A 12379-nucleotide genomic window follows, 5' to 3' on the forward strand; every position below is an offset into this window, starting at 1 on the left:
GTCACCCGCACCCCCCCCCCCCACAGCGGAAGACTATGAGAGGGGAGGAGGAGCACCCGGCCCGTGCTCCTCTGGGGCGGTCCCACCCCCCTCCCCCCCCCCCCCCCCCCCGGCAGCGCGCTCACCCCCCGACAGGCGCGGTACCGTTCCTCCGCGCGCCCGAACGCACCGAGCGCACCGAGCGCCTGAACGCCCGAACGCCCTGGAGGCCCGCCCGATGCCCGTCGACCGCCCCGCCGACGGCACCGGGAACGCCGGCCGCCCCGACTACGGCCGACTCGCCGCCGTCGGCCCGTACTTCGCGCTCGACACCCCCGCCACGCCCGGCGCGGGGCCGCCCCCGGGCTTCCGGCCGCTGCCCGAGCTGTACGGCGCCGGGCCGGACGCGCCGCTGGCCCTGCGGATCCGGGTGGTGGCGCAGCGGCTCGGCACCGCCGAGCCGCGGGTCGCCGCGTCGATCCTGCACCTCGGACTGGCCGCCCGTTTCTGGTCGGTGGGCCTCGGGGCGGCCGTCCTGCTGGGTACGGTCCCGACACTGGAGCACGCCTGGGTACGGATCCCGGATCAGGGGCCGCTCGACCTCTGGACGCCGCCGGAGCCCCCGCTCCCCGCTCCGTTCCCCACTTCGCTCCCGCTCGCCGACCAGCTGTACGAGGCCGTCCTGGTGGGCCAGTTGGAGCCGCTGGCGGCGGCGGTGCGGTCCGCCGTCCCGCTCTCCGCCCGGCTGCTGTCGGGCAACGCCGCCTCCGCCCTGGCCGGTACGCTGCGGGTCCTGGACGCCCACGCACCGGTCCCCGCAAGGGCGTTGGTGGCGGAGCTGCTCGCGCGCCCGCCACTGGCCGGTACCGGGACGCTGCGGACCGGCCCGCGCGGCGCCGCCTTCCGGCGGACCAGCTGCTGCCTGTACTACCGGGTGGGGCCGGGCGCCGGGGTCTGCGGCGACTGCTGCTTCACCCAGCCGCCCGCACCAAAACGGGGCTGATACATCCAGGAGTGGAGGTCATGTCCGGACCACCTCCCGGTTCGCCGCCGCCGACGGCACCGCCGCCCGCCCCACCACCGGGCCTCCGGGCCTCCGGTCACCTGTCACCCGTCACCCGTCCCCCGTTCGTCCGCCAGCTGGAGGTGCCCCCGCACCAGGTGGTGCACGCAGGCGACGGTGTGCACCTCGGCGGCGGCCCGGGCCCCGGCCGCGTCGCCGGCCAGGACGGCGACCAGGATCTCCCGGTGCTGCTCGGCGAACCGTTCCTGGTCGGGGCCGTGCGGTGCGGGCAGCCAGAGCAGCGGCCCGAGTTCGGCCTGGAGCCGGACGGCGAGCCGGGTGAGGCGCACGGACTGGGCGGCGACGGCGAGTTCGATGTGGAAGCGGGCGTCGGCGCGGCGCTGTTCGGCGGGCCCGGCGGCGTCGCGCAGGTCGTGCACCAGCCGGGTGAGCCGGGGTGCGAGGTCGACGGGGGCGCGTTCGGCGGCGAGCCGGGCGGCGGTGCCGGAGACGGCCAGTTCCTCGTCGCCGAGGTCACGCAGGTCGACGGTGGCGAGGTCGCGCAGCCGGGCGAGTTGGAGGCGTTCGGGGCCCTCGCCGGGCGTGCGGACGAAGCTGCCGCCGTTGCGGCCGCGCCGGGTCTCGATCAGGTCGGCCTCGCGGAGCAGGGCGAGCGCCTCGCGGACGGTGCCGTTGGCGACGCCGAGCTGGTCGGCGAGGTCGTTCTCGCTGGGCAGTTGATCCCCGTCGGCGACCAGGCCGAGGGCGATCGCCTCGGTGATCCGGCGGGCCACGGCATCGGCGCGGCCGAGGTCGGCCAGCGGCGCGAGGACGGCGCTGAGCAGCGGGGTCGCGCTCCCGATCGTCGCCACGCCGACCCTCTCCTCGATCACCGTCGGACTGGGTGCTTCCGGCAGGGTACCTCCCGGTCGGGCACGCACCCTTGCCGCTAGAAACCCGATCTCGTATGTTTTCCCGCGATCCCGGTCCGAGCACCACCCCCCGGTAAGCCCTCACGCGTCACGCCACGTTCCCAGGAGCAGGAGCAGGTCATGACCGATGCCAGCGCACGTGCCACCTCCCCGACCGGCCCCCTCCCCCCTCAGGGCCCCGACATCGGCGCCGATGCCGACGCCGCACGGCTGGCCGCCCTCGGCTACGCCTCCGAGTTCAAACGCGACATGAGCCTCTGGGCGAACTTCTCCCTCGGCTTCACCTACCTCTCCCCGGTCGTCGGCGTGTACACACTCTTCGCCTCCTCCCTCGCGACCGCCGGCCCGCCGATGGTGTGGAGCTTCCTGATCGCCGGGGTCGGCCAGTTGCTGGTGGCACTGGTGTTCAGCGAGGTGGTCGCCCAGTTCCCGGTGGCGGGCGGGGTGTACCCGTGGTCGCGCCGGCTCTGGGGCCGCACCTGGGGCTGGCTGACCGGCTGGGTGTACCTGCTGGCGCTGATGTCCACCATCGCCGCGGTCTCCTACGGCGCCGGCCCGTACGTGGCCGCGCTGCTGGGCGTCGAACCGAGCACCGCGACGACCGTCTGGTGCGCGCTCGGCCTGCTGCTGCTCGCCACCGTGATCAACCTGGGCGGCACCAAGGTGCTGTCGGCGGCGGCCGTGTTCGGCTTCGCCGCCGAGCTGCTGGGCGCCCTGGCGGTCGGCGCCTGGCTGCTGCTGACCCACCGCTACCACGGGCTCGGTGTGGTCTTCGACCGCTTCGGCGCGGGCGACGGCGGCTCGTACACCGACGCCTTCCTGGCCGCCGGGCTGATCGCGGTCTTCCTCTTCTTCGGCTTCGAGGCGTGCGGCGACGTCGCCGAGGAGGTGCCGAACCCCGGTCGACAGATCCCCAAGTCGATGCGGCGCACCCTCTACGTCGGCGGCGCGGCGGCGATCGGCGTCAGCCTGGCGCTGGTGATGTCGATCCAGGACATCGGCGCGGTGGTCTCCGGCGACGACAAGGACCCGGTGGCCTCGGTGCTGCACGACGCGTTCGGCGCCACCGGCGCCCGGGTGGTGATCGGCGTGGTGCTGATCTCCTTCCTGTCCTGCGTGCTGAGCCTCCAGGCGGCGGCGAGCCGGCTCGCGTACTCCTTCGCCCGGGACCGGATGATCGTGGGCAGCCGGCTGCTCGCCACCGTCTCGGACCGCCTGCGGGTACCGCCGTACGCGCTGCTGCTCGCTGCGGCAGTGCCGGGCGTGATCATCGTCGGCGCCTCGGCGCTCTCCGAGGGCGCCCTGACGAAGATCATCTCCTTCTCCAGCATCGGCATCTACCTCGCCTTCCAGATGGTGGTGCTGGCCGCCCTGCGCGCCCGGCTGCGTGGCTGGCGCCCGAGCGGGGACTTCCGGCTCGGCCGCTGGGGCCTGGCGGTGAACATCGGCGCGCTGGTGTACGGGCTCGCCGCGATCGTCAACATCTGCTGGGGCCGCACCCCGGACGCCGCCTGGTACGACGACTACCTCGTGCTGCTCTCGGCCGTGGCGGTGCTCGCGGCCGGCGGGCTCTACCTGCTGCTGGCCCGCCCGCACCTGCGCGGCGACGCCCCGTCCGGCGACGCGACGGCCCCCGCCGGGGACGCCCGATGACCCTCACCCCTGGAGGAATCCCCGTCGCCGCCCTCGACCGCCTCCCGGACGACGGGCACCCCGAAGGCGCGCCATGAGCCCGGAGCCATGAGCCCGGAGTCACGGAACCCGGAGTCACAGAGCTTGAGTCACGGAACCGGAGCCGCGAAACCGGCCCGCGTCCGGCTTGTCCAGAGCCGGGCGCGGGCCGCCGGTCCCCACCCGGTGCCGATGCCCTTGGCGGCGGGTGAAGCACTCGCGTGCGGTGCGGTCAGACCGCGACCGCCTCCGCCATCTCCCCCTCGGCCTCCACCGGGCTCTCCACCGCCCGGCGCCCGCGCCCCTCGTAGAGCGCGGCGGCCACCAGCGCGGCCCCGCCCAGCAGCAGCCAGACCGCCAGGGTCACGACGTGCCCGCCGAGGCCCGCGCCGCCGTCGAAGTACAGGATGCTGCGCGCGCCCTCCAGGAAGCCGGCGCCGGTCCAGAAGCCGTGCAGCGCGCCGAAGAAGCCGTTCTGCAGCTCGGGCCGGAAGACGCCGCCGGAGCTGGTGAAGTTCAGCATCACGAACAGCACCATCAGGGCCAGGGTGGTCCACCTCTTCAGGAAGCTGTGCAGGCCGATGCCGATCAGGACGACGCCCGCCGAGTAGAGCCACCCGAGCGCCCACACCGCGGCCAGGTCGTGGTCGACCACATGGAAGACCGGTCCGGCGGTGACGATCCCGATCACGCTCACCACCAGCGACACCGCCACGCCGACCAGCGCCCGGATCCGCATGCTCAGCCCGGCGCCGGCCGCGCCGATCACGGCGACGCTGGCGTAGGAGCCGATGCTCAGCGCGACCAGCAGGAAGAACAGGCCCTGGCCGGTCGGGTCGCCCTCGGCCGGGGTGGTGAGATCGGTGACGTGCAACGGCACGCCCTGCCGGTCGGTGACGTTGCTGAACACCGCCGTGGCGGCCACCGCCGAGGTGTCCGAGTTCCCCTTGGCGACGAGCAGTTCGGGGCTCCTGGCATCCGGGAGGAAGGCCCCCACCAGGTCGCGGTCGCGCAGCTGCTGCTCGGCGGTCGCCCGGTCTGGCAGGGTGCGGACGTCGACCGCCGCCCCGGCCTTGGCCTGGATCGCCTGTGCCAGGCCCTGCGCCTGCGGGGTGGTGCCGACCACGGCGACCTTCAGGTGGTGCGGCTCGGGCTGGTGGAAGGCGCCCTGGTAGGCGAGCGCCATGCCGAGGCACATCAGCAGCGGGGTGATCAGGTGGAGGGCGAGGTGCTTGAGCGAGTGCCCCAGGGCGGGCGCTGCGGCAGGGGTCTGGGATGTGCTCATGGCGTTCGTACCGTCCTCCGGTGGCATCGAGTCAAGATAGGTGGCAAATACAACCATGAGGGGTGTCGAATGCGCCTACATCAGGTGGTAAATGCAACTATCTTGGATGTAGCTTACAACTATCTGACGCCGTTCGAAAGCCGGCCGCCCCAGCAGGGGACACGGCCGAGCGCTCAGGACAGCTCGAACACGCCGTACGAGAAGCCGTCCGCCCGCAGTTCCCCGTCCGCCACCCGCACGCCCCGCACCTCCAGCGGGCGCACCCCGCCGTGCTCCAGCCGCACCGCCCCCGGCTCCCGGCGCGGATTCACCGCCACCAGGTACCGTCCGGCCCGGGTGTACACCAGCGGGTACCCGGCGTGCCGGACCTCCACCCCGCCGGAGGCACCCAGCCCCGGATGCGCCCGGCGCAGCGCGATCAGCCGCCGGACGGTGTGCAGCAGCGACGTCGGATCGGCCCGCTGGGAGAGCACGTCCGGGCGCCGCGGGTCCGGGTCGACGGGCAGGTAGAGGCGCTCGGGCGACGCGCTGGAGAAGCCCGCCGTCGGCCCGGGCTCCCACTGCATCGGGGTCCGCGAGCCGGCCCGGTTGTACCGCGGGCCGAGCACGCTGCCCTCGACGTCGGGCAGTCCGGGCAGGTAGCGCATGCCGATCTCGTCGCCGTAGTAGACGGCCGGCAGGGTGGGCCAGGTGAGCAGGAACGCGAAGGCGGCGGCCAGTTGCCCGTCGGCGCGCGGGCCGGTGGCCAGCCGGGAGAAGTCGTGGTTGGCGGTGGGCAGGGCGATGTGGCCGACACCCCCGGTCGCTTCGGCGGCGGCGCGCCAGGCGTCCAGGAACACCTGCGGGGTGCCGCGCCCCTCGGCCTCGAAGTAGCACGGGCCCTGCTGCCAGAACTCCTCGACCGTGCCGGCGCCGTTGTTCCACAGCGAGCGCAACGCCAGGCCGTGGTCGGCACCGCCGAACTGCAGGAAGAAGTCCGCGTGGAAGCCCGCCGCGACGGCGGCCGCCGGATCGCCCCACTCGGCGAACAGCGCGGCCTGCGGGTGGGCGCGGTCCAGCCAGTCCCTCAGCCCGGTCCACAACTTGGCGGTCTCCACCAGGCCCGGGTCGTCCTTGACCAGCGAGGAGGCCATGTCGACCCGGAAGCCGGCCAGGCCGAGGCCGAGCCAGTGCGCCATGATGTCGCGCAGGGCCGCCCGGTTGGCGCGCGGGCCCTCGGCGTCCACCGGCTGGCGCCAGGGCTCCTCGGAACTCGGGCGCGCGTAGCCGAAGTTGAGCGCGGGCTGGCAGTCGAAGAAGTTCGGCCGGTACCAGCCGGGGCGGCTACCGGGCGAGGCGACGAAGCCGTCCACCCGCTGGTCGGACCAGATGTACCGGTGGTCGGACGGGTCCTCGGCGGCGGCCAGGAACCAGGGGTGGCGGTCGGAGGTGTGGCCGGCGACCAGGTCGAGCAGGATCCGGATGCCCTTGCGGCGGGCGGCCTCGACCAGCGCGACCAGGTCCTCGGTGGCACCGTAGCGCGGGGCCGGGGCGAGGTAGTCGGCGACGTCGTAACCGGCGTCGCGGAACGGGGAGGCGAAGCAGGGGTTGAGCCAGACGGTGTCGACGCCGAGCCAGGCGAGGTGGTCGAGGTGCGCGGCGATGCCGGCGAAGTCGCCGATGCCGTCGCCGTCGGAGTCCGCGAAGCTCTGCGGGTAGATCTGGTACAGGACGGCGTCGGCCAGCCAGTCGGGGCCGGGGCGGGGCGGGGTCATGGGGTGGGTCCTCCTGCCGGATCCGGGGGCCGGGGCCAGGGCTGGGGCCGGGGCTGGGGAGCACGATTCTCGCCCATCCCCGGCCGCGCCGACAGCCCGCCGACAGCCCGCCGAGGCCGTCCCGACAACTCGCCGACCGACCGCCCCGGCACCCCGCCGCCCACCGGCCCCTCAGGCCCGCGCCACCGCGCACGCCGCGGTGAACGCCCGGGCCCGCCGGGTGATCTCCGCCCAGTCCCCCGCCGCGACCGCGTCCGGCGGCACCACGTCCGTGCCCGCGCAGACCGCGAGCGCGCCGTGCGCCAGGAAGTCGGCGGCGTTGCCCGCGTTCACCCCGCCGGAGGCCACCAGCGGGACGTCCGGGTACGGGCCGCGTAGGTCCTTGAAATAGCCGGGGCCGAACGCCCGGGCCGGGAAGATCTTCACGGCGGCGGCCCCGAGGTCCACCGCCCGGGCCACCTCGGTCGGGGTGAGCGCCCCGAGCACCACCGGCACCCCGGCGGCCCGGGCGGCCTGCGCGACCTCGGGCCGGCAGCCGGGGGTGACCAGGAAGGACGCCCCGCTCGCGACCCCGCGCTCGGCCTGCTCAGCGGTCAGCACGGTGCCCACGCCGACCCGCCAGCCCGCGTCCGCGGCACGCCGCAGGTGCGTCGTCACCTCCGGTGTGGTGTAGGTGAATTCGGTCCAGTTGATGCCGCCGTCGGCGAGCGCGGCGCACAGCGCGGCCGCGTCCGGGATGCGGGGCGCGCGGACCACGGCGATCACCGGGTCGTCCCGCAGATCGGCGAGGGGGTTCACGGAGGGGGGATTCACAGGGATCTGGTTCCTCGGTCGGTGCGGCGCAGGGCGCGCCCGGGCCGGGCGCCCGTGGTGCGGCCCTGCCGGACGACGGCGGTGCCGTTGACGTACACGTGCTGGACGCCCTCGGCGGGCAGCCGGGGGTGCTCGAAGGTGGCGGCGTCCCGGACCTTCTCGGGGTCGAGGAGCACCAGGTCGGCGTGGTGGCCGGGGGCGATCAGGCCGCGCCGGTGCAGCCCGAGCCGGGCGGCGGGCCGACCGGTCATCCGGGCGATCGCCTCCTCCAGTGTCAGCACGCCCAACTCCCGGCTGTAGTGGCCGAGGTAGCGGGGGAAGGTGCCCCAGGCGCGCGGGTGCGGCCGGGCGCCGACCAGCAGTCCGTCGCTGCCGACGGTGTGCGCCGGGTGGCGCATGATCGCCCGGACGTTCTCCTCGTGCCCGACGTGCTGGAGGATCGTGGTGGCCAGTTCGTCGCGGCGCAGCAGGTCGAGGAAGACCTCCGTGCCGCTGCGGCCCCGCTCGGCGGCGAGTTCGGCGACGGTCCGGCCGACCGCCCGCGCCAGCTCGGCCGTCCGGACGCCGGAGATCTGGATCGTCGCCCAGTCGGTGACGACGCCGTGGCAGCCGTCGCTGCCCTTCTCCTCCACCTCGTACCGGATCCGCTCGCGGGCGGCCGGGTCGGCGAGCCGGGTGAGTGTCGCCACCGGACCGCCCTCGGTGGCCCAACTGGGAAGCAGGGCGGCCAGGGTGGTGGAGCCCGGCAGGTAGGGGTAGCTGTCCAGGGTGAGGTCGACGCCGTCGGCGAGCGCCTGGTCGACCAGTTCCAGCAGTTCGCCGGCCCGGCCCCGGTTGACGCCGAAGTTCATCGTGGCGTGGGTCAGGTGCAGCGCGCAGCCGGTCCGCCGGGCGATCTCCACCATTTCCGCGTAGCCCTCCAACGCGCCCTCACCGTACGAGCGTTGGTGCGGGGCGTGGAAGCCGCCGTAGGCCGCTACCACGGTGCACAGCTCGACCAGCTCGGAGGTGTCCGCGTACATCCCGGGGGTGTAGCTGAGGCCGCTGGACATGCCGACCGCGCCGTCCAGCAGGCCCTGCGCCAACTCCTGGCGCATCCGGTCGAGTTCGGCCGGGGTGGGCGGCCGGTTGGCCCAGCCCATGGCGAGCATCCGCAACGAGCCGTGCGGGACGAGGTAGCAGGCGTTGACGGCGACGCCGGTGCGGTCGATCCGGTCCAGGTAGCCCGCGACGCCGCGCCAGTCCCAGTCGAAGCCCTCCGGATCGCCGTTCCAGCCGGCCAGTTGGCGACGCAGCGCGGGCAGCGTGGCGTCGTCCACCGGGGCGTAGGACAGGCCGTCCTGGCCGAGGACCTCGCAGGTGACGCCCTGGGTGACCTTGGCCGGGTGCTCGGGTTCGAGCAGCAGGGCGAGGTCGGAGTGGGCGTGCATGTCGATGAAGCCGGGGGCGAGGACCAGCCCGTCGGCGTCCACCACCGTCGGCGCGTCGAGGCCGTGGCCGATCCCGGTGATCAGCCCGTCGGCGATCCGCACGTCCGCCCGGTAGCGGTCCGCGCCGGTGCCGTCGACGACGGTGGCGCCCCGGAAGACGGTGTCGGGCGCTCTGCCGCCCGCCATCAGAAGAACGTCCTGACCAGCCCGGTGACCTTCGGCTCGGCCGCGTCGGCGGAGTCCAGCACCGGGATCGCGGTCCACTTGTCGAAGGCCGTGCACGGGTGGGAGACGCCGAGCCGCAGCACCGCGCCGATCGGGGCGAGGTCGCCCGCGTCGCGCAGGAAGGCGTGCTGGTCGTTGAGTGCGGTGATCCGGGCCGCGGTGCCGGTCAACTCTGCGCCGCCGCGCACGCGTTGCGGCTCGGGCAGGCCCTCGTCGAAGGGCAGGTCGCGCTTGCCGGCGTCCAGCAGGGCCAGTTGCGGCTCGGGCCGGGACACCACCCGGGCCCAGCCGTGCAGCGCGCTGCGGAACGGCGTGGCGCCGGCACCCCGGACCAGCGGCGAGATGCCCCGGTAGAAGCCGTCGTCGTGGGCGATGTACGCGCCCGAGCGCAGGACCACGAGGGCGTCCGGCAGGCCTGCCAGTTCCTCGACGACCAGGTCGAAGTAGGCGCTGCCGCCGGCCGTCACGATCGGCCGGGCGTCGTCCGGGTAGGCGCGGGCGAGTCGGCCGTGCAGGTCGGCGAGCGCCTTGAGGTAGTCGCGGACGGTGGCCAGCCCGTCGGCGGTGGCGTCGTGGGCGAGCGCGCCCTCGTAGCCGCCGACGCCCGCGAGGCGCAGGGTGGGGGCGCGCAGCACGGCGGCGGCGATCTCGACGGCCGCGTCCACGCCGCGGGCGCCGGTGCGCCCGCCGGGGCCGCCGAGTTCGACCAGGACCTCGACGGGCCGCTGGGCCCCGGCGGCGCGCAGCGCCTCGTCCATCAGCCGGACGCTCTCGGTGGAGTCCACCCAGGAGACGAAGGCGAACGCCGGGTCGGCGGCCAGTTCGGCGGCGAGCCAGGCCAGTCCGGCCGGGTCGAGCAGGGTGTTGGCGAGCAGGATCCGCTCGACTCCGAAGGCCCGGGCGACGCGCACCTGCGGCAGGTTGGCGAGGGTGATGCCGTGGCTGCCGGCGGCGAGCTGCGCCTGCCACAGGGCGGGCGCCATGGTGGTCTTGCCGTGCGGCACGAGCGCGACCCCGGCCTTGGCGCACCAGTCGGCCATGGTGCGGAGGTTGTGGTCGAGCGCGGCACCGTCCAGGGTGAGCAGCGGGGTGCCGAGCCCGGTGAGGGTGGGTCCGGTGGCCAGCCAGTCGCGGACGGAGTGCCCCCAAGCCTCCGGAGGGGCGGCCTTGAACCGCCAGTCGAGCGTCTCGTCGGCGAGGGCCGCCACCGCGCCGTCGTCGATGCCCGGCCCGGTGCCGATGCTTGCGAAGGTCTGCTCCACCGTCTTCCTCCATCTGCCGTGTTGCAACATGTGCAATGAGGGTTGCACATGTTGGCATGACGGTTCTAGCATCGGCGCCGGATCACGGTCAACGGAACGGCCGCCGCAGACGGAGGAGCCCAGCAGATGCCGCGACAGGACACCCCGGGCCCGGCCCGCCCCGGTCCTTCCCCGACGGCCGTGTGCGTGGGCGAGTCCATGGCGGTGCTGCTGCCGGACCGGCCGGGCCCGCTGGAGGCGGTGGAGAACTTCCGGTTGTCGGTCGGCGGCGCGGAGTCCAACGTGGCCGGCGCGCTGGCCGCGCTCGGCGTCCCGACCGCCTGGATCAGCCGGGTCGGCGACGACGGCTTCGGCCGCCGGCTGCTCGCCGAGGTCGCCGCCCGCGGCGTGGACGTCTCGGCGGTCGCCGTCGACCCGCACCGCCCCACCGGCCTGTACCTCAAGGAGGTCGGCGGCGCCACCGGCCACCACCACGACCTCGGCCCCGGCCGCAGTCGGCTGCACTACCACCGGCGCGGCTCCGCGGCCGCCGCGCTCTCCCCCGCCCTGCTGGCCGACCCGGCGGCCGTCCGGCTGCTGTCCGGCGCCCGCCTGCTGCACCTGTCCGGCATCACCGCCGCGCTCTCCGACGACTGCCTGGCGCTGCTGCGCGCCCTGCTCGCCGACCGCCGCCCGGAGCGGACCGTCAGCTTCGACCTCAACTGGCGCCCCGCGCTCTGGCACGACCGCGACCCGGCCGTCCTGCCGCCGCTGCTGGACGCCGCCGACCTGCTGCTGATCGGCGCCGACGAGGCCGAGGCCGCGTTCGGCACCGGGGAACCGGCCGCGCTGCGCCGCCGCTTCGCCTCCCCGGCCACCGTGGTGGTCAAGGACGCCGCCCGGCTGGTCACCGCCCTGGAGCGGGACGGCACGGCGGTGAGCGAACCGGCCCTGGCCGTCGAGGTGGTCGAGGCCACCGGCGCGGGCGACGCCTTCGCCGCCGGCTACCTGGCCGGCACCATCCGCGGCCTGGACCAGCGCCGCCGGCTGCGGCTCGGCCACCTGAGCGCCGCCTGCGCGCTGACCGCCCACGGCGACCAGGCCGAACTGCCGCCCGCCGCCGTGGTGGCCGCGCTGCTCGACGCCTCGCCCGCCGACTGGGCCGCCACCCGGGTCTCGGTGGAGGGCATCACCGGCCCGGCCGTCCCCGCGGACCGGTCCCGCGACACCCGGCGGGCCCGGGCACAATGAGCACGAACCCGAGCCCGAACGACCCCGGCGGAGCACGATGAGCCAGACCGTCACCCGCGCCCTGCGCCTGCTCGCCGAACTCGGCGAGGGCGAGCGCTCCCTCGACCAGCTGGCCGAGGTGCTCGGCGTCCACAAGACGACCGTGCTCCGACTGCTCCAGAGCCTGGAGGAGGAACGGTTCGTCTACCGTGACGCCGCCTACCGCTACCACCTGGGCGCCGGCCTGTTCGCCCTCTCCGGCCTCGCCCTGGAACAGCGCGGCGTCCGCCGGATCGCCGCCCCGCACCTGGCCGAGCTGAACGCCACCACCGGCCAGACCGTGCATCTGGCCGCGTACGAGGGCGGCGAGGTCGTCTACATCGACAAGTTCGACTCCCGGCACCCGGTCAGGATGTACTCCCGGATCGGCCTGCGCGCCGCCCTGCACAGCGCCGCCGTCTCCAAGGTGCTGCTGGCCGACCTGCCGCTGCCCGAACGCCGCCGGGTGGCCGCCGGGATCGACTTCACCCCGCACACCCCCCGCACCCTCAGCACGCCCGAGGCGCTGCTCGCCGAGCTGGAGAAGGTCGCCGTCCAGGGCTGGGCGCAGGACCACGCCGAGCACGAGGCGTTCATCAACTGCGTGGCCGCACCGATCCGGGACGCCAGCGGCCGGGTCGTCGCCGCCGCGTCCATCTCGGTGCCGGACGTCGTCCTCCCCTACGAGCAGGTGCTGGACCTCCTCCCGCAGCTGCTCGCCACCACCCGCGCCATCTCGGCCGACTGCGGCCGCCCGGACCACAACTGATCAACCGT

The 12379-nt window shown here is 74.9% G+C and carries 10 protein-coding genes; 4 read left to right on the forward strand and 6 right to left on the reverse strand.

Going from position 1 to position 12379, the window contains the following annotated elements:
- Window positions 1-217: 217 nt before the first annotated feature.
- Window positions 218-982 carry a (2Fe-2S)-binding protein gene (locus tag AC07AL_RS15210; protein ID WP_478317625.1) on the forward strand — a complete coding sequence of 255 codons (765 nt, stop codon included), beginning with the start codon at window positions 218-220 and terminating at the stop codon, window positions 980-982.
- Between the two features lie 104 nt (window positions 983-1086).
- Here the strand turns inward: AC07AL_RS15210 and AC07AL_RS15215 are convergent, their stop codons facing one another.
- Window positions 1087-1854, reverse strand: a complete 768-nt coding sequence (locus tag AC07AL_RS15215; protein WP_478317626.1) for a FadR/GntR family transcriptional regulator — start codon at window positions 1852-1854, stop codon at window positions 1087-1089.
- A gap of 180 nt (window positions 1855-2034) precedes the next feature.
- Between AC07AL_RS15215 and AC07AL_RS15220 the strand changes: the two genes are divergently transcribed.
- The gene (locus tag AC07AL_RS15220) at window positions 2035-3567 is read left to right on the forward strand and encodes an APC family permease (RefSeq protein WP_478317627.1); all 1533 of its coding nucleotides are present in this window, start codon (window positions 2035-2037) and stop codon (window positions 3565-3567) included.
- Window positions 3568-3817: 250 nt separating this feature from the next.
- Here AC07AL_RS15220 and AC07AL_RS15225 read toward each other — a convergent pair whose 3' ends face one another.
- From AC07AL_RS15225 to AC07AL_RS15245, 5 genes are all read right to left on the reverse strand, one after another.
- Window positions 3818-4870, reverse strand: coding sequence for an ABC transporter permease (locus AC07AL_RS15225; protein ID WP_363631903.1), 1053 nt, complete (start codon window positions 4868-4870; stop codon window positions 3818-3820).
- 173 nt (window positions 4871-5043) lie between these two features.
- Complete coding sequence (locus AC07AL_RS15230) at window positions 5044-6624, reverse strand: alpha-amylase family glycosyl hydrolase (RefSeq protein ID WP_400811844.1); 1581 nt, start codon at window positions 6622-6624, stop codon at window positions 5044-5046.
- A gap of 171 nt (window positions 6625-6795) precedes the next feature.
- Complete coding sequence (locus AC07AL_RS15235) at window positions 6796-7437, reverse strand: bifunctional 4-hydroxy-2-oxoglutarate aldolase/2-dehydro-3-deoxy-phosphogluconate aldolase (protein ID WP_208869124.1); 642 nt, start codon at window positions 7435-7437, stop codon at window positions 6796-6798.
- Complete coding sequence (locus tag AC07AL_RS15240; RefSeq protein ID WP_400811841.1) at window positions 7434-9053, reverse strand: N-acyl-D-amino-acid deacylase family protein; 1620 nt, start codon at window positions 9051-9053, stop codon at window positions 7434-7436. Before AC07AL_RS15240 ends, AC07AL_RS15235 begins: the two co-directional genes overlap by 4 nt.
- A complete protein-coding gene (locus tag AC07AL_RS15245; RefSeq protein ID WP_363585283.1) occupies window positions 9053-10354 on the reverse strand; it encodes a type III PLP-dependent enzyme domain-containing protein in 1302 nt (433 codons plus the stop codon). The genes AC07AL_RS15240 and AC07AL_RS15245 overlap by 1 nt, the downstream gene beginning before the upstream one ends.
- A 126-nt stretch (window positions 10355-10480) precedes the next feature.
- Between AC07AL_RS15245 and AC07AL_RS15250 the strand changes: the two genes are divergently transcribed.
- Entirely contained in the window at window positions 10481-11584 is a 1104-nt protein-coding gene (locus AC07AL_RS15250) for a sugar kinase (RefSeq protein WP_363631908.1), read from the forward strand.
- A gap of 37 nt (window positions 11585-11621) precedes the next feature.
- Complete coding sequence (locus AC07AL_RS15255) at window positions 11622-12371, forward strand: IclR family transcriptional regulator (protein ID WP_063350228.1); 750 nt, start codon at window positions 11622-11624, stop codon at window positions 12369-12371.
- Window positions 12372-12379 lie beyond the last annotated feature (8 nt).

This window comes from Kitasatospora sp. NPDC043949 (assembly GCF_056435365.1).

Coding starts and splice junctions, on each gene's coding strand:
- AC07AL_RS15255 (WP_063350228.1), top strand. CDS start 11,622: ATGAGCCAGACCGTCACCCGCGCCCTGCGCCTGCTCGCCGAACTCGGC.
- AC07AL_RS15240 (WP_400811841.1), bottom strand. CDS start 9,053: ATGGCGGGCGGCAGAGCGCCCGACACCGTCTTCCGGGGCGCCACCGTC.
- AC07AL_RS15220 (WP_478317627.1), top strand. CDS start 2,035: ATGACCGATGCCAGCGCACGTGCCACCTCCCCGACCGGCCCCCTCCCC.
- AC07AL_RS15250 (WP_363631908.1), top strand. CDS start 10,481: ATGCCGCGACAGGACACCCCGGGCCCGGCCCGCCCCGGTCCTTCCCCG.
- AC07AL_RS15225 (WP_363631903.1), bottom strand. CDS start 4,870: ATGAGCACATCCCAGACCCCTGCCGCAGCGCCCGCCCTGGGGCACTCG.
- AC07AL_RS15210 (WP_478317625.1), top strand. CDS start 218: ATGCCCGTCGACCGCCCCGCCGACGGCACCGGGAACGCCGGCCGCCCC.
- AC07AL_RS15230 (WP_400811844.1), bottom strand. CDS start 6,624: ATGACCCCGCCCCGCCCCGGCCCCGACTGGCTGGCCGACGCCGTCCTG.